The following is a 16,093-nucleotide window of genomic DNA, read 5'->3' as shown; positions in this document are numbered from 1 at the left end:
CGCGCCATTAGAGATGTGTATAAGAGACAGCGTCAGTACGACCGTCGTTCGGCCGGGCAGCGGCTCGCCGAGCGTCTCGAGAATTCCCTCGTAGGTGACCCGACCCATGATCAGCGGGTGGTCCATCGTGGTTTCCTTGAAGTGTTGCAGATCCGCGGGGACGTGCCACGGCATGTCGCCGTCCTTCCCGATGACGCCGTTTTCGGCGACGGCGACGATGCCGACGAGTTCGCGGTCGGTTTCGTACTCGAGACCGGCGCTCGCATCGCGGTTGGCGGCGCCCGCGTCGGAGTCCGGGTCAGGGTCAGGGTCGGAACCGGAGTCGATGTCGCTCATTCGGCGACCGAAAACTCGATTCCGTCGTGGGACTCGTAGTCGCGCAACTGGACGTCCTCGTAGGCCAGGTCGTCGATCGAGACGTCCGCGACCTCGAGCGTCGGTCGCTCGAGGGGCTCGCGGGAGAGCTGTTCGAGCAGCCCCGGAACGTGATCGAGCCGTTCGTCGCCCTCGGCCTCGGCGGGCGCTTCGGACTCGAGCCACTCGCGGACCGCTCGGTAGTCCTCGCGGTCGTCGACCCCCTCGAGGCGGGTTTGGAGGGCCTCGAGGTTGTCCGCGTACCACTCCCCGCGCGCACCGCGCCCGCAGTAGACGTGGGCGTCGACGACGGTGTGGGCGAACGTGCCGGGCTCGAAGCCGGTCTGCTGGGCTATCACCTTCGTCAGCAGCGCGTAGGCCGCGATGTTAAATGGGATGCCGAGGGCCGTGTCGCCAGAGCGCTGGGTGAGATGGCAGTTCAGGCGGTCGCCCTGAACGTTGAAGACGAACGAATAATGGCAAGGCGGCAGCGTCGAGACGGCCGCGTTCGCGGGGTGCCAGGCGTTGACGACGAGTCGACGGGAGTTCGGCGAGTCCGAGAGCGTGTCGATCACGTACTGGAGCTGGTCGAAGGTTCGGCGACCGTCTTCCTCCTCGGTAACCCACTGCTGGCCCTCCTCGGGCCAGGACTCGCCCGCGAGTTGGTCGTCTCCCTCCGGGACGGGGAATCGACGCCAGAAGCGGCCGTAGGCGGTGTCGAGTTTTCCCTCTTCGTCGGCCCAGGCGTCCCAGATCTTGGTCTCCTCGCGGAGGTCCCGGATGTGCTCCTCGCCGGAGAGATACCAGCAGACTTCGTGGAGCATCGAGTCCCAGCGGTAGCCGTCCATCCGCTTGGTCGTCAGCAGCGGATACCCTTCCTGGAGGTCGACCTCGTAGTGCTCGCTGAACGACGAAATCGTGTCGACGCCGGTCCGGTTGGGCTTGTAGGTGCCCTCCGAGAGGACCGCGTCGACTAGCTCGAGGTACTGTTGCATTGGGGCCTCGTTTCGCGTGCGTTCCCTTTAGCGTTGAGTTTCGTCGTCTCAATACGAGTCGATATCGAGACCGTCGACTCGTTCGAAGTGATCGACGTTTCGCGTGAGAACTGGCTCTTCATGAATGAGCGCTGTCGCACCGATGATCGTATCACTGATTCCGATCGCCCGTCCCTCCAACGTAAGTCGACCATCGATTCGTCCAGCCTTTTTCATCACTGCGCCGTCAGCAGGATATACGGACCTCGTTTCGAGGACGTTTTCGATGCGTCGACGTCGCTCACTGGGATCGTTCACCCGCTCGACGCTGTGGTAGAGTTCGAACTGTGAGACCGCCGAAATTCGAAGCGGAACGCGCTGGGTTTCGAGTTCACCGATTTTTCGCTTCGCTCGATCGTTACCTTGCATCAAATCGATGAGAACGTCTGTGTCGATAATCACGGATCCATCCGATCGGTAAGTCGATCGAGTTCGTCGCGCGAGCGCTCATTCCGTTCGCGAATCGCTTCGCGCATCACTTCGGCTTCTTCGTCAGAAATAATCCCGGCGAGATCGAGCAACGATCGCTCACCGGCGATACGCTCGACCGTATCTGAGAACGATTCTCCTTCCTGTTTGCGACTCTTCAGTCGCTGATACGCGTCTTCGGTAAGCCGGATATTCCGGTACTCGGTGTCGCCCATGCACACATATGTGTGCAGACAGCGGTTAACTGTTATGGAGGTCAGTCCTCACCGCAGTACAGAACCGGCTTCACTTTCACTCCGCTGTCCAAACCCTCTTACTTCCCGCCCGCCTCCCGACCACCAATGACCGCTCGAGCCGGCGCCACCGTGCTCGCCCTCCCGCCGTCGGCGGTCGCCGATCGACCGATGGCGACCCTCGAGGACCTCGGTCGGACCCTCGAGCCCGACGCCGTCTGGGTGCTCGGTCCCAAGCGCGAGCCACAGGCGTTCGCTCGAGCGCGGAGCGCGTTCGACGCGCCGGCGTTTCACCCGCCGCTCGAGACCGCCGGCGACGGGACGCTGCATCGGCAGGTGATCGCCGACTCGAGCGCCGACGAAACTGGCGGTATCGATACTGAGCCCCTCGAGTTCGCCGTCACCCCGAATCTCCGCGCGCTGGAGGCGACGCCGACCGCCGTCTCGAGCGCGCTCGCCGACCGACCCGCCGTCGCCGCGCTCGTCTGCGACGACGTGACCACGACCGTCCGACCGACCGCACTCGAGACGCGACTCGAGGGCGCGGAGGTGCTCGCCGACGCGCTCCCGACGGGCACGGTCACGACCGTCCTGACGGGGAGCGAGCCCGCGGGCTACGACGCGGTGTGGCACCTCGAGTCCGGGACCGGCGCCATTCGCGGCGTCGATCACGAGGCGATCGGCGGGGTCGAACCCCTGGCCGAGGACTGTGTCTCCGTCCGCGTCCGTGGCGCCGGACCGACGGAGGGCTACGGCAACTCCCGGTCGATCGCGACCCTGCGACTCACCGCGGACGGCGTCGCGAGCGTCGAGACCCACAAGGTGACCGACTTCGGCCTCGAGGCCGTCGACGGAATCGGGCCGAAGACGGCCGAGCGACTTGCCGACCGCGGCGTGACGACTCGTGCGGACTTGCTCGAGACGCCCGTGCAGACGCTTGCCGACCTCCCCGGCTCGAGTCCCGACGGTGCCCGCAGGATGCACCAGCACGCGCGGGTTCTCGAGACGGGCGAGCCCCGCCGGCTCACCGACGACTCGCTACCCGGCGAGGACTGGTCGACGCCACCGCTCTGTCTCGATATCGAAACCGACGGCCTCTCGCCGACGATCCTCTGGCAGATCGGCGTCTACGATCCCGCGAGCGACAGCTATCAGGCGTTCGTCGAGCGCAGTGATCCGTCCGATCCGGGCCGGGTGCTCGAGGCCTTCTGCGACTGGCTGCTCGGCGTCCACCCGAACCGCGCGCTGCTGACGTGGAACGGCTGGGGGTTCGACTACCGGCATCTCGGTTCGTTCATCGCGAAGCACGTCCCCTACTACGCCGAGGAATGGGAGTCGGTCCCCAAACTGGACCTCTACCTGTGGGCCGCCACGGACGAGCACGCGCTGTTGCCCGGCCGGACGAACAAGCTCGAGGCCGTCGCCGACGCGCTGGGGTACGAGGGCGCGGGAACGGGCCTCGACGGCGCACAGACCGCAGCGGCCTACCAGCGGTTCGTGCGAACCGGCGAGGAACTCGAGTGGGAGCGCCACGAGGCCTACTGCGAGGACGACTGCCGCGCGCTGTGGCACGTCTACGAGCGCCTGCGGGACGCGCCGCGGGCCGATGGGGTCGCTGCGACGCTCTCGAGTGCGGCCGGCTCGAAGACGACCGACTCGAGTCGATCCGGCGGTCGCTCGACGCAGTCGTCCGCGACGGCGACCGAATCCGAGCCGGCCGAATCGCGGGAAACGGAGAGACCGACGAAACGGAGCGCGAACGCCGACGAGACGGAACAGACCGGACTGGGTGACTTCTGACGAATGAGCGACCAACGGTCGAAACCGCAGGCGGACGTCCCGATCACCGGCGACGAGCTGGTCGAAACCTTCCCCGGCTACCGCGACGAGGACGACGTTACCGTCCTCGAGCGTCCCGGTCGATCCGCGGAGACGGTTCCCTGCGCCGAGGTACTGGACCCCGAACTCGCGGGACCGCTCGAGAACGACCTCTACACCCATCAGGCCGCGGCGCTCGAGGCGCTTGCCGACGACGAGAACGTCTGCGTCGCGACGAGCACCTCCTCGGGGAAGACGCGGATCTACGCGCTCCAGATCGCGCGCCACTACCTCGAGGCGCGGGCCCGCGACGCGGCGTCGACGGCGTACCTGCTGTACCCGACGAAGGCGCTCTCGCGGGACCAGGAGCGCAGCCTGAACGACCTCTACGACGACCTGGGGCTGGACATCACGGTTCGGGTCTACGACGGCGACACCGAACGCGGCGAGAACCGCCGCCGGATCCGCGAGGAGGCCGACGTCATCATCACCAACTTCGCGGGCGTCAACACCTACCTGCACGACCACGACCGCTGGGCGCGCTTCCTCTCGGCGTGTGACCTCCTCGTGATCGACGAGTCACACACCTACACCGGCGTCCACGGGATGCACGTCGCCTGGATCGTCCGCCGGCTGAAGCGGGTGCTCGACTACTACGGCGCCGACCCGCAGTTCGTCCTCACGAGCGCGACGATCGGCAACCCCGGCGCCCACTCGAGCGCGCTGATCGACGAGCCCGTTACGGTGGTCGACGAGGACGGCTCGCCGACGGGACCGCGGGATCTGGTGCTCTGGAATCCGCCGCCCAAGGACCGCGAGGACCCGTCGCACGACGAGCGCGACGAGTGGCGCGACGACGAGGACGGTGACGGCGCTACGAGCGAAAAAGCGCCGGCGGACGACGTCGCCCTCGAGCGCGTTCCGGCCACCGTCGAGGCGCCGCGCATTCTCTCGCATCTCACCTATCAGGACGCACAGACGCTGCTGTTTACACCCTCGCGAAAGCTCGCCGAACTCTCCGTCAAGCGAGCGTCGAAACACCGCCACGACAACCGACGCTACTACGCGAATCCCGACCGGGGGAGCGCGATCGAACCGTACCACGCGGGTCACTCGCGGACGAACCGCCACGGCACGGAACACCAGCTCAAGACCGGCGTGCTCGACGGCGTCGCCTCGACGAACGCCCTCGAGCTCGGGATCGACATCGGCGAGATGGACGCGACGGTTCAGCTCGGCTACCCCGGCCAGCGCCAGTCCTTCTGGCAGCAGATCGGCCGCGCAGGACGGGGCTCGCGGCGGGCGCTTTCGGTGCTCGTCGCCGAACACCGCACGCTAGATCAGTACGTCGTCAACGATCCCGACTACCTCCTCGAGAACGACGTCGAGGACGCCGTCGTCGATATCGACAACGACGCCGTCTTCGCCCAGCACCTGCGCTGTGCGGCCGACGAACTCGCGGTCGACGAGTCCGACGTCGGAGCGTTCGCCGACCGCGACCGACTCGAGCGCGCCGTCGAGATGTGGCGACGCGCGGGACAGTTACGCGGCCACCTCGAGACGGGTGTTTCCTACGTCGGGCCGCCCCGCCCCCAGCGGTCCGTGTCGCTGTACGCGACGACGGGCGAGGAGTACGAGGTGCGACTCGCCGACGGCGTCGACGAGCGCTCCGATCCGGAGATGGAACCGCTCGCGAAGGAACGCGTGTTGCGGGACTTCCACGAGGGTGCAGTTCGGCTCCACCAGGGCCAGCAGTACGAGGTGACGGCGGTCGAACACGGCGCGCCGCGGCCGTCGGTCACGCTGCGGCCGACCGACGTGGACTACTACACGCGCACGCGGACGGACGTGACCGTCCTCGATGCCGTCTCCGAGGAGTCCCGCGAGGTCGGCGAGTTCACGCTCCACTTCGGTCGCGGACGCGTGCTGGTCTATCACGGGACCTACGACAAGGTGGCCGTCCACGGCGGGAAGAAACGGGAACAGGGCATTCCGACCGACAACCCGCCGCTGTCGATGGAAACCCAGCTCTGCTGGCTCGAGGTTCCCCAGAACGTGGAGGACGCCCTCATCGAGAAGTACCGTGACGTCTCGGTTCCCGACCTCGAGGACGGCCTCGCCGACACGGCCCACCTGGGCTACGCGGGCGGGCTTCACGCCGCCGAGCACGCGACGATCGGCGTAGCGCCGCTCGAGTTGATGGTCGACAAGCGCGATCTGGGTGGGCTGGCGACGCTGACGATCGACTCGCACCTGGATCGGGCGGTCGGTCGCGAAGGGGGCACGAACACGAACACGGATGCGGATGCGGATGCGGAGGCACGCAACGAGTCGACGTTCGGCGCGCCGGGGAGCGACGACGCCCCGCGAAACATCGCCGCCGCCGAAGCGACCGTTCGGGAGATCGCCCAGGGACTCGAGCGCACGCCCGCGAGCGGCTGGTTCATCTACGACGGCATCGAGGGCGGCCTCGGCTTCGCGCGGGCGATTTACGAGAACTACGAGGCCGTCGCCGAGCGCGCGCGGGATCTCATTGCCGACTGCGACTGCGGCAACGTCGGGGGGTGTCCCGCGTGTGTAATGGACGAGCAGTGTGGCAACGACAACCGGCCGTTACACCGCGAGGCCGCCGTCGACGTGCTGGATCAGTTACTCGGCGACGCAGACGAGGGAGCACTCGCGGCCCACCGCCCCGACGAGGAGCACGGCGGGGATCGACGGCCGCCGCTGTTCTACGCGTGATCAGCCGCGCATCGGCGACGAGTCGGTCCCGTCGGGGAGTTGCTCTAGCAGCGGGCGCACCTCGTCGAACCGCGGTCCGCGTTCGACACAGCAGATCCCGCGATGCCACTCGATGAGGTCGTAGTCGGCCAGTTTCGGCAGGTGGACGTGATGATGAGACAGTTGCTCTGTCTCGTTCACACGAGGGTCGCTTGCGGGTTCGATCCGGGGGCTTTCCTTTAGCAACGCGAGCAACAGGCGGCGCCGATGGCCGCTCGCAAGACTGTCGTACAGTTCGGAACGATCCCGGCACATACTACACGTTGGGTCGTCCCGCAGCGGATTACTACACGACCCTAAATATAGAGGGGAACGTGAAAGGAGATCCCCGCGAGGACGACGTCACTGCCAAAACAGGCGCACAGCGCACGGACGTGCATACATCTGGCTCGAGCAAAGAGCAACGTTTACAGGTTCGTGCGTCCCGCGTTCTCCCATGCGAGAGCACGTGCTCCTGATCGGCGGCGGTGGCCGCGAACACGCCATCGCTCGCGCGCTCGAGGACAGCGAGGCAGACCTCTACGCCTGTGCGGGCAACCGAAATCCCGGTATCGCACGGATCGCGTCCGAGTTCGAGACGCTCGAGACGACGAACCCGACGGCCGTCGTCGACTACGCCGAGGCGGTCGACGCGACGATCGCCGTCATCGGCCCCGAAGCGCCCCTCGAGGCCGGCGTCGCGGACGAACTCGAGGCCGCGGGGATCTACGCCTTCGGCCCGAAGGAGGCAGACGCCCGGATCGAGACGGACAAGGCGTTCCAGCGTCGGTTCATGGAAGAAGAGGGAATTCCGGGCTGTCCGGACTTCGAGACCTTCGACGATATGGAGGCCGCCTGCGACTTCATCGACGAGTACGACGGCGACCTGGCGATCAAGCCCGCCGGCCTCACGGGCGGGAAGGGCGTGAAGGTCATCGGCGACCAGGTCACGGCCGAGGAGGGCAAGGAGTACATCCGCGACGCCGACTACGACCGGATCGTCCTCGAGGAGCGTCTCGTCGGCGAGGAGTTCACCGTCCAGGCGTTCGTCGCCAACGGCGAGTTCCGGACCGCCCCCGCGGTGCAAGATCACAAACGCGCCTACGAGGGCGACGAGGGGCCGAACACGGGCGGTATGGGCAGCTACTCCGACGCGACCACCCACCTGCCCTTCATGACCGAAGACGACTACGAGGAGGCCGTCTCGATCATCGAGGCGACCGTCGACGCCCTCGACGACTATCGGGGCATCCTCTACGGCCAGTACATGCTCACCAGCGAGGGACCGAAGGTCATCGAGTTCAACGCCCGCTTTGGCGACCCCGAGGCGATGAACACGCTGCCCGTCCTCGAGACGGACTTCCTCGAGATTCTCACCGCGGCCCGCGACGGCGAGGCCCCGCCCGAACTCGAGTTCGCCGATCAGGCGACGGTCTGTAAGTACGCCGTGCCGGAGGGCTACCCCACGGACCCCGAGGCCGGCGCGAAAATCAAAGTCGACGAAGAAAGTGCGGGTGACGCCCTGCTCTACTACGCCAGCGTCGAGGAGCGAAGCGCTTCGGGCAATCAGAACTCGTCGAGTTCTGATGACGTCGACGAGCGCGACGACGGCATCTACACGACCACGTCGCGGTCGTTCGCCGTCGTCGGCCTCGCCGACTCGATCACCGAGGCCGAAACGATCGCCGAGGACGCCCTCGAGGTCGCCGGCGAGGAAGGGCTGCACATGCGCCACGACATCGGCAAACCCGACCTCGTCCAGCAGCGCATCGACCACATGAACGAACTCCGCGGCGAGTAGATCGCCTCGGCGGTCGACCGTTCCCGTTTCGTTTTCCCACCGTTTTCCGCGTCCCACTGATCCCTTTTTCACCGACGTCGATAGCGACGCGGCGGCGTTCGTCACTCGAGTACCGGCATCGCAGCGTCGACCTCGGGCGCGTCGGCGGTCGCCTCGACGAGGTCGGTTGCAAGCGGGAACAGCGGCCCGGCCTGTACCGTTCCCTGCGTGGCGTCGTACTCGAAGACTTCGGCCTCGTCGAGCATCGGCAGATGGACGTGGCGGAGACGAGTCTCGATTCGAGCGGCGCGGTTCGGATCCGGTTCGGTGGCCGCCGACGATGCGTCGGCGAGCGTGGTACGCAGTTCGTCGATGGAGACCGTGGTCGCGTCGGTCACGGCCACGTGGCGACAGCACAGCCGGCGGTGGGAATCAGCCAGCGTCGAGAACACTCTATCGAGCGTCGATGATGTCATCACATAGTGAAAAACGACTCGAACGTATCCCTCGCCGCCCTGAATCCCGAGGCAGTTAAATCGGGGCCGGATTTCGGAGCAGCGTTTCTTCGATGAGCGTCGCCGTCCCGCGGCGAAGCCGCTCCGAAAGCGCTTGCGACGAAATCGACAGCTTCGAGGCGAGTTCGGACTGGGACGTCGTTCGCGGGACGTCGAAGTAGCCGGCATCGTAGGCCGCCACGAGCGCCACGTACTGCTCGCCCGTGAGCTGCGCTTCGGCGGTACTCGCCGCGTCGCTCTCGCGATAGAGCGACTGGAGTCGAAACTCGAGACCGCACTCTCGCAGCGCAGTCCGATACTGTTCGAGCGTCTCTCGGTCGGGAATTCGCACCCGATTGGCCCACCCGTCGGCCGTGCCGACCGACTCGAGCAAGACGAGATCGAGCTCCGCCCATCGGGGGAACGTCGTCTCCGACTGGCCTTCGTCGGTCAACGTGATGCGGTACAGCCGCCGCTGTGTGGCGTCGGTCAGCGGTTTCGCCTCGGAAACTGTTGGGTCGCCCGCGAGCGCCGTCTCGAATCGGGACCACGTGTCAGTATCGGTGGTGTCGGTTTCACCGACTGCATCCGTTTCCGCCCTTTCAGCCCAGAAATACACGCGAATCCGTCCGTCGGCGGTGAGATACTGTTCCTCGATGTGAATCGTGACGGACGAGAGGCTCCCCAGCGTCTCCATGAGAACTGCCGAATCCACCCGATACTCGACGATTAACATACCGCGAATACGTCACCGATATGAAAAAGCGTACGTTTGCTATTCAGTTACCGAAAAAACAAATCGCGTTGATGGGACCGGTGGATGTTCGAGCGAACGGGCGATCGGCCGACTACTCTCGACGGTTCAGGCGTCGCCGTCGTCGTCGAACGACGCGGGGTCTCCCCCTTCGGCGAACTCGTCGAGTTCCTCGTCGGCCGACGACCGAAGCGCGTCGACGTCGACGTTCGATCGGAGCTGTTCTCGGTCGATCACCTCGTCGAGCGTTCGGACGTCAGCGACCGCTTCGATGCCGTCCTCGTCGATGGCGGACTCGAGCGACTCGGCGTCGATCGCCGCCCCGATCGACGCTTCGTCGGCCTCCGTTGCCGCCTGCAGGGCGCGTCGAACCGCAACGTAGCCGACCAGAACGACGCCGCCGGACGCGACCGCCCCGGGAACGCCGTATCGTTTGTAGCCGAACGAGAGCGCCTTCTTGCCCACCGTGAGTGCGCCGATCATCGTACGCTCTCTTCGGCGGGGAGCCGAAAGAACGGCCGGCTTTCGTGTGACGAGGTCCGAGAGTACGGGTCGGAGTTATAGTAGCCACTGACAGTCATTGTACACCTGATCGCCAGAGGGCGGTGCGATCAGTGTGTAACTCGTTTCAGTGGCTACTATAGTGAAGCGCCGTCAGTCGAAATCGGCAGCGACCGCACCGATCGCCTCGAGCAACAGCGTCGCGCCCAGTTCGATCTCGCGTTCGGTCGCGTCCAGCGGCGGAAGTAGACGAAGCGTTTTGTGGCCACAGCCAAGCGTCAGGAGACCGCGCTCGAACGCCGACGCGAGAACGGCCTCGCGTCGTTCTGTCGTGTCGAACTCGACGCCGAGCATCAGCCCCTCGCCGCGGACGTCGACGACGCCGGACGCTTCGCCGTCGGCGACGGCGTCCTCGAGGCGCGTCCGAAGCTGTCGGCCGCGTTCGCGGACGTTTTCGAGGAGGTTTTCCTCGCGAATGACGTCGAGCGTCAGCGCTCCCTGGAGCGCGGCGATAACGTCCCCGGCACCCCACGTCGAGGAGAGCCGGCCCGTCTCCGTCGGGAAGACGTCGCGCCGCGAAATCGTCGCGCCGACGCGCAGCCCCTTTCCGGCCGCGATGACGTCCGGCGTGAGTTCGAGGTGATCGACGGCCCACAGCTCGCCCGTCCGCCCGAGTCCGGACTGGATCTCGTCGACGACGATCGACAGCCCGTAGCGCTCGCGAAGCGCCTCGAGGTCGCGGGCGAACCCGGGGTGGGCCGGCCGGTAGCCCCCCTCGCCCTGGATCGGCTCGAGGATCAGGAAGGCCACCTCGTCGGCGTCGACGGTCCCGCGCTCGGGGTGGAGCCTATCGGCGACGACGTTGCCTCCCGGCCCGTCCGTCAGCCAGCGGCGTTCGTACGCGTCCTCGCTCGAGGGGTAGGGAACGGTCATCACGCCTGGAACCTCTGGAAAGCCCCGACGGTGGACGGTTTTCGAGCGGTTCAACGAGAGCGCGCCGAGCGTCCGGCCGTGGAACGCACCCTCGAACGTGAACGCGCGGTGGCCGCCAGCGGCGTAGCAGATCTTGATCGCGTTCTCGACGGCTTCGGCGCCGGAGTTCGAGAGGAAGACCCGGTCCATCTCGTAGTGGTCGGTTGCGTCGATCAGCCGCTCCATCAGCTGCGTCGGCCCCGGAAACTCGGGGTCGTCGGGCGGCCCGCCGTTGCTGACGTAGAAGTCCTGGCCGGCGATCTTCAGTGGATCGACGAGGTCGAACGACTCGAGTCGCCGCTCGATCGCGGGATTGTTGTACCCGAGCGGTGCGGCGGCCACGTGGCTCGTAAAATCGAGCAGGACGTTGCCGTCGACGTCGGTGCAAAACGGCCCGATCGCCTCGGCGCTCGTGTCCCAGACGAACTCGTAGACGTACGTACTCGGCGCGGCGACGCGGTGGTGGGCGTCGACCCACTGACGGGCGCGCTCGCCGGGAATTCGATCGACGCTCGGCTCGACCGTGTCGCGGTCCATACGACGTGTTAGCACGCGTGGGTGATATAGCCGCCGCTCGGTTGCACCGAGCGAACGCCGCCGTGTGGTCGTAGAGCAGCCACGATGACGATTGGCCGGGTCAGCTCACGACGACGAAGGCGGATCTCCGGATCAGATCACGACCACGACGGTCGCGACCGCGCCGCCGAGCAAGAGCAGCCCGCTGTAGGCCGCAACCTGGAGCCGGAAGCCGCGGTTGGACGACGTCGCGGCGAGCAGGGCTTTGACGACGATACTCGAGACCGTCGCGAGTAAAATGGCGATGGTCGCCTCCGCGGGCCCGAGCTGGCCGCCGCGATAGAGGACGACCGCCGAGGTGGTCGCACCGGCGCTCGAGACGAAGCCGCTGGCGACGGCCGTCGCGTAGAAGCCGAGGGTGCCGAACCAGGTCTCGGCGAGCGACCCGAAGACGAGCACGACGAGGAAGACGGCGCCGAACGCGAGGGCGTTTTTCATCGAGAACGGACTCTCAAGTTCGATCGGCCCTGACTCGCCCCAGTCTGCGGACCACGCCGCGACGGCGAACGCGACCAGGATGACCGCGCCGAGCGGAACGATCGCCTCGAGGAGGATCCGCGACCCGCTGCCGACGGTGAAGCCGACCGCGATGGCGAGGTTCCGGGCGGCCATCGCGGCGTTGGCCAGTAAGATCGCGGCGACGGCGTAGGACGCCGCTTCGGGCCGCTGGCGGACGTGGTCGAGCATCGTCCCGACGACGGCCGTCGACGACGCCAGCCCGCCGAAGAAGCCGGTGACGGCGATCCCTCGTCCGCCGTAGGTCGAGACGATCGCGTAGTTGACGATCCCGATTCCCGCGACGGCGACGACCATCAACCAGATCACCTGGGGCTCGAGGGGGATCACCAGCCCGCCGAACTCGAGATCGATCTCGGCCGGTAACAGCGGGTAGATGACGAACGCGAGGATGGCGAACTCGGTCGTCGAGCGCATCTCCTCGCGGGAAAGCCCCCACGCGAACTCGTGGAGTTCGCGCTTGAGCACGAGCAACAGCGACGAAAGGACGGCGACGGTGACGCCCTCGGTGATGAAGCCGGCGACCACGAGCGCGCCGATGCCGTAGGCGACGAGCATCGAGACCGACGTCGTCAGCGAGAGCCCCGTCCCCTCGTCGCTCAGCAACCCCTGAATGCCGAGCATGACACCCTGGACGACGACGAGCAATCCGCCCAGAATGAGCAGCGGTTCGCCGAGGTCGGTCTCGAGGACGAGCAACGTAAAGACCGCTCCGAGGAGGCTGATCAGCGAGAACGTCCGAATGCCGGCGGACTTCTGCGACCACTCGCGCTCGAGGCCGAGGAACATCCCCAGCGCGCCGGCGAGCGCGAGGCGGATGACCGTCTCGTCGAGGGGCGCATCGGCGAGTTGCAGCGGCACCGTAACCTCGTTCACTTCGTGGAGTTCACTGTGAACGGATATAAACGACGCGCTGGAAGCACAACGGTCTGAGAACGTGTCGCGGGAGTCGGTATCGGTCGGACGCGTCGACACCACCCGCGTGTTTTCCATCGAGCGCGCGGCCACCGGTCAGAGAGAGGTACTACTCTCGCATCGTTCGAAGACGCCGCCCGTCTCGCGGACAGTACTCGTACGACGGGTCGGTCGTTTGGAACGAACACGCTGGACAGCGTTTGTGCCGTCGAACCCCTTGGTCCTCAGATTCCGCCTCCGACGGTCTCTCGGCACCTCGAGCGAACAGAAACGGCACGAACGGGAGAAACAGAAACAGCAGGAGCGTCTCGAAGTACAGCCAGGCGAAGACACTGACGACTACGCCGAGCAGGAGACCGACGAGTGCGGTGGCTGTTCGCGACCGAACCACACGTTAGAGGTCGACGTACTGTGCTTCCCACTCCCGGCGTGCCTCGAGTTCGCGCCGACCGCGACGCGTCAGCGTATAGAAGTTCGTCCGCCGGTCGCGTTGCCCCTTCTCGACGAGCCCCTTGTCGACGAGCGTGTCGAGGTTCGGGTAGAGCCGACCGTGGTGGATCTCCTTCTCGTAGTACTCTTCGAGTTCCTCCTTGATAGCCAATCCGTGGGGCTCCTCCTCGCCAGCGATGACGTACAGCAGGTCCCGCTGAAATCCTGTCAGGTCGTACATTGGGAAAGTACCAATTGAGCTTACTGTCGAAATTTAATAAGGCTATCGGGTTGTTTCGAACGAAACAGGGATATTACCGGCATAATCCGTCGTCTTCGATGGATCACAACAGATAACGTCCGTGATTGGTTTTCTGCGAAACTCACGTAATGTACCGTTCATGTTTACAGTCCATCTGAATTTGTTCGGTATTTTTATATTGGTTGTACCCGATTGACGGCCGATCTATCGTCGAGTTCAGTACACGAACGGCAAAGCGGCCGCTCGGTGGTTCGGTATCGAAACAGGAAAGCAAATCGCGTGGCGGAAAAATGCCACGCGATCGCTTGCCGCCCTGAATTGGTCCCCGCTGACGCTTCGGCCCTCCAAGCGAAGCGTCACCTGAAAGGTTTTCCCGAGTGTACTTAAATGTAACGACACCGGATCGAGCGGTGATACGTTTCGAGCGCGGCTCAGATATACTCCTCTTCGAGAACCCACCCGAGGGCGCGCTTGTAGTAGGTGAACATCTCCTCGACGCCGTCGTGGCGCATCTCGTCGCTCTCGAGGTTCTCCTTGAGGAACTCGTACTGCTCACGGATTTCTTCTTCGTCTCGCATGGCAAGCGGTACGGACGGCGAACGGAAAAAAGGTACCCGCGCGGACGCGACGCCGGACGTGGTTCGGCGCCAGGTCACCCCATGTCGGTTTCGGGCGGGAGCGGCGTCTTTCGATGGCACCAGAAGGGCACCGGGAGACCGACCCGTTCGCTGAGATAAACAGAGATTGTGTCGGTTGCCGACGTCCGTTGCAGCCGCTTCCGTCGGGAAGAGGGCGGTTTCGTGGCAACAACTGTTTGCAATCGTTCACGACGAACGAGCGACGATTGTCCAGCGACTGTAGACGCGAACCGAACTGGCGGTCGTTGTGCGATGAACGGAGGTGCGACGCCTGCGTCGAGAACGAACGGTTCGATGTCGACAGGCTGATCGACGGGTCGAGAAGCCACGCGTCGAGGTTGAGCCAACGGCTCTCCGATGGCTGCAACGGCTCTCCGGTGGCTGGTTCGTCGAACAACGGTCCGCCGAAAAACGTTCCAACGGACCGTACTACCGATGGGACACGACCGCCGTGACCGACGGCCGGGGCGGACAGTTACCGCGGTGTGCTAGCTGTGCCTTCGAGGGACTCGCCGATTAGAGTCCGTCGTCTTCGTCGTCGTCCTCGTCGTCGTCGAGGCCGTTCTCGTCTTCGTCGCCGTCCTCGTCGTCGTCGAGGAGGTCATCGTCGTCTTCGTCGTCATCATCCTCGTCCTCGTCCTCGTCGTCCTCGCCGAGCGTCAGCGTGAGCTCCTCGTCGTCGCCGTCGATCTCGACCTCGTCCTCGGCCTCTTCACCCTCGTATTCGGCCGTGACGGTGTACTCGCCGTCCTCGAGGTCTTCGAACTCGACTTCGCCGTCCTCGTCGGTCTCCTCTTCGAGCGGGAAGTCGTGTTCCTCGTCGTCGTCCTCATCGTCGTCCTCGAGACCGTTCTCGTCATCTTCGTCGTCGTCCTCGAGACCGTTCTCGTCGTCCTCATCGTCGTCCTCGAGGCCGTTCTCGTCGTCGTCTTCCTGGATTGCGGACTCGGTTTCCGCCTCGTCGTCCTCGTCATCGTCGTCGAGGCCGTTCTCGTCGTCCTCGTCGTCATCCTCGAGACCGTTCTCGTCGTCCTCGTCCTCATCGTCGTCGAGGAGGTCGTCGTCCGCTTCGTCGAGTTCGACGGTTGCGCCCTCTGCGGGTTCGCCTTCTTCGTCCTCGACGGTGACCGTCAGCGTGTACGTCTCATCGTCGTCCTCTTCTTCTTCCTCTTCGTCTTCTTCCTCGTCCATTTCCGGCTCTTCTTCGTCGTCATCCATGCCGGGACCTTCTTCCTCTTCTTCCTCTTCGTCGCCAGGGCCTTCGTCCGCACAGCCGGCGAGTACGAGTGCACTTGCGGTACCTGCGGCGGCAACGAACTTGCGACGGTTCAGTTCTGAATCGGACATATATCCTGATAGGACGTTCGCGGTGGTTTCAGTGCGGCCTGCAACTGCCGTCCGTTAATGACGTGTTTAACGTCGTCTAACCGCCGGTGACCGTCATCGATTACGTATCGTTTCCCGAGTAAAGCGGATCGTGAGCGACGGAATCGTGACCGGGACGGCGGTCACAGATGATTATACTCGAAACAGTTCTCCGTGTTCACGACGAGCACGGAGCCTCTCGAGTGCGATTCCGATCGTCAGTTGTTTCATAAAATAGTTGTAGGGTCGGTTCAATGTTGCGC

General features: G+C 65.1%; 16 protein-coding genes. 3 read left to right on the top strand and 13 right to left on the bottom strand.

Annotated features, from left to right (window positions below):
* The 4 genes from C493_RS00960 to C493_RS00945 all read right to left on the bottom strand — a co-directional run.
* Positions 1-336: dihydrofolate reductase (locus C493_RS00960; protein ID WP_007257513.1), on the bottom strand; the 336-nt coding region annotated here is incomplete at its 3' end.
* A complete protein-coding gene (gene thyA / locus C493_RS00955; RefSeq protein ID WP_007257512.1) occupies positions 333-1,349 on the bottom strand; it encodes a thymidylate synthase in 1,017 nt (338 codons plus the stop codon). The genes thyA and C493_RS00960, both read right to left, overlap by 4 nt.
* A gap of 48 nt (positions 1,350-1,397) precedes the next feature.
* Positions 1,398-1,757: a PIN domain-containing protein gene (locus C493_RS00950; RefSeq protein WP_241430863.1), complete on the bottom strand. Its 360-nt coding sequence runs from the start codon at positions 1,755-1,757 to the stop codon at positions 1,398-1,400.
* A 29-nt stretch (positions 1,758-1,786) separates the two neighbouring features.
* The gene (locus C493_RS00945; RefSeq protein ID WP_007257510.1) at positions 1,787-2,032 is read right to left on the bottom strand and encodes an antitoxin VapB family protein; all 246 of its coding nucleotides are present in this window, start codon (positions 2,030-2,032) and stop codon (positions 1,787-1,789) included.
* A 126-nt stretch (positions 2,033-2,158) separates the two neighbouring features.
* Between C493_RS00945 and C493_RS00940 the strand changes: the two genes are divergently transcribed.
* A complete protein-coding gene (locus C493_RS00940) occupies positions 2,159-3,850 on the top strand; it encodes a ribonuclease H-like domain-containing protein (RefSeq protein WP_007257509.1) in 1,692 nt (563 codons plus the stop codon).
* Positions 3,851-3,853: 3 nt separating this feature from the next.
* Positions 3,854-6,610 (top strand): DEAD/DEAH box helicase, encoded by a 2,757-nt coding sequence (locus C493_RS00935; RefSeq protein WP_007257508.1) that lies wholly within the window; start codon positions 3,854-3,856, stop codon positions 6,608-6,610.
* On the opposite strand, the gene C493_RS21955 is transcribed toward C493_RS00935, so the two are convergent.
* Entirely contained in the window at positions 6,611-6,904 is a 294-nt protein-coding gene (locus C493_RS21955; RefSeq protein WP_083912351.1) for a hypothetical protein, read from the bottom strand.
* Between the two features lie 181 nt (positions 6,905-7,085).
* Here C493_RS21955 and purD point away from each other — a divergent pair, with 181 nt between their 5' ends.
* A complete protein-coding gene (gene purD / locus C493_RS00925; protein ID WP_007257506.1) occupies positions 7,086-8,429 on the top strand; it encodes a phosphoribosylamine--glycine ligase in 1,344 nt (447 codons plus the stop codon).
* Between the two features lie 101 nt (positions 8,430-8,530).
* Here the strand turns inward: purD and C493_RS00920 are convergent, their stop codons facing one another.
* The 8 genes from C493_RS00920 to C493_RS00880 all read right to left on the bottom strand — a co-directional run bounded on the left by C493_RS00920 (position 8,531) and on the right by C493_RS00880 (position 15,812).
* On the bottom strand, positions 8,531-8,884 hold the full coding sequence (locus tag C493_RS00920; protein ID WP_152421070.1) for a DUF7344 domain-containing protein: 354 nt from the start codon (positions 8,882-8,884) through the stop codon (positions 8,531-8,533).
* 55 nt (positions 8,885-8,939) lie between these two features.
* Positions 8,940-9,638 carry a helix-turn-helix domain-containing protein gene (locus tag C493_RS00915; protein WP_007257504.1) on the bottom strand — a complete coding sequence of 233 codons (699 nt, stop codon included), beginning with the start codon at positions 9,636-9,638 and terminating at the stop codon, positions 8,940-8,942.
* 126 nt (positions 9,639-9,764) lie between these two features.
* Entirely contained in the window at positions 9,765-10,139 is a 375-nt protein-coding gene (locus C493_RS00910; RefSeq protein WP_007257503.1) for a hypothetical protein, read from the bottom strand.
* 171 nt (positions 10,140-10,310) lie between these two features.
* A complete protein-coding gene (locus tag C493_RS00905) occupies positions 10,311-11,666 on the bottom strand; it encodes an aminotransferase class III-fold pyridoxal phosphate-dependent enzyme (RefSeq protein WP_007257502.1) in 1,356 nt (451 codons plus the stop codon).
* 132 nt (positions 11,667-11,798) lie between these two features.
* The gene (locus C493_RS00900; RefSeq protein ID WP_049889058.1) at positions 11,799-13,097 is read right to left on the bottom strand and encodes an MgtC/SapB family protein; all 1,299 of its coding nucleotides are present in this window, start codon (positions 13,095-13,097) and stop codon (positions 11,799-11,801) included.
* Between the two features lie 433 nt (positions 13,098-13,530).
* The gene (locus C493_RS00890) at positions 13,531-13,806 is read right to left on the bottom strand and encodes a PadR family transcriptional regulator (RefSeq protein ID WP_007257499.1); all 276 of its coding nucleotides are present in this window, start codon (positions 13,804-13,806) and stop codon (positions 13,531-13,533) included.
* 452 nt (positions 13,807-14,258) lie between these two features.
* Complete coding sequence (locus C493_RS23310; RefSeq protein WP_007257498.1) at positions 14,259-14,405, bottom strand: hypothetical protein; 147 nt, start codon at positions 14,403-14,405, stop codon at positions 14,259-14,261.
* Positions 14,406-14,981: 576 nt separating this feature from the next.
* Positions 14,982-15,812, bottom strand: a complete 831-nt coding sequence (locus C493_RS00880) for a hypothetical protein (RefSeq protein ID WP_007257496.1) — start codon at positions 15,810-15,812, stop codon at positions 14,982-14,984.
* Between the last annotated feature and the right edge of the window lie 281 nt (positions 15,813-16,093).

It is taken from the genome of Natronolimnohabitans innermongolicus JCM 12255 (genome assembly GCF_000337215.1).
GTDB classification, from domain to species: domain Archaea; phylum Halobacteriota; class Halobacteria; order Halobacteriales; family Natrialbaceae; genus Natronolimnohabitans; species Natronolimnohabitans innermongolicus.
This window is presented reverse-complemented; position numbering and strand designations above follow the sequence as displayed.

Excerpts from the sequence above, each read along its gene's own strand:
- thyA (WP_007257512.1), bottom strand. The coding sequence starts at position 1,349 with ATGCAACAGTACCTCGAGCTAGTCGACGCGGTCCTCTCGGAGGGCACC.
- C493_RS00950 (WP_241430863.1), bottom strand. The coding sequence starts at position 1,757 with ATGCAAGGTAACGATCGAGCGAAGCGAAAAATCGGTGAACTCGAAACC.
- C493_RS00945 (WP_007257510.1), bottom strand. The coding sequence starts at position 2,032 with ATGGGCGACACCGAGTACCGGAATATCCGGCTTACCGAAGACGCGTAT.
- C493_RS00940 (WP_007257509.1), top strand. The coding sequence starts at position 2,159 with ATGACCGCTCGAGCCGGCGCCACCGTGCTCGCCCTCCCGCCGTCGGCG.
- C493_RS00935 (WP_007257508.1), top strand. The coding sequence starts at position 3,854 with ATGAGCGACCAACGGTCGAAACCGCAGGCGGACGTCCCGATCACCGGC.
- C493_RS21955 (WP_083912351.1), bottom strand. The coding sequence starts at position 6,904 with ATGTGCCGGGATCGTTCCGAACTGTACGACAGTCTTGCGAGCGGCCAT.
- purD (WP_007257506.1), top strand. The coding sequence starts at position 7,086 with ATGCGAGAGCACGTGCTCCTGATCGGCGGCGGTGGCCGCGAACACGCC.
- C493_RS00920 (WP_152421070.1), bottom strand. The coding sequence starts at position 8,884 with ATGACATCATCGACGCTCGATAGAGTGTTCTCGACGCTGGCTGATTCC.
- C493_RS00915 (WP_007257504.1), bottom strand. The coding sequence starts at position 9,638 with ATGTTAATCGTCGAGTATCGGGTGGATTCGGCAGTTCTCATGGAGACG.
- C493_RS00910 (WP_007257503.1), bottom strand. The coding sequence starts at position 10,139 with ATGATCGGCGCACTCACGGTGGGCAAGAAGGCGCTCTCGTTCGGCTAC.
- C493_RS00905 (WP_007257502.1), bottom strand. The coding sequence starts at position 11,666 with ATGGACCGCGACACGGTCGAGCCGAGCGTCGATCGAATTCCCGGCGAG.
- C493_RS00890 (WP_007257499.1), bottom strand. The coding sequence starts at position 13,806 with ATGTACGACCTGACAGGATTTCAGCGGGACCTGCTGTACGTCATCGCT.
- C493_RS23310 (WP_007257498.1), bottom strand. The coding sequence starts at position 14,405 with ATGCGAGACGAAGAAGAAATCCGTGAGCAGTACGAGTTCCTCAAGGAG.
- C493_RS00880 (WP_007257496.1), bottom strand. The coding sequence starts at position 15,812 with ATGTCCGATTCAGAACTGAACCGTCGCAAGTTCGTTGCCGCCGCAGGT.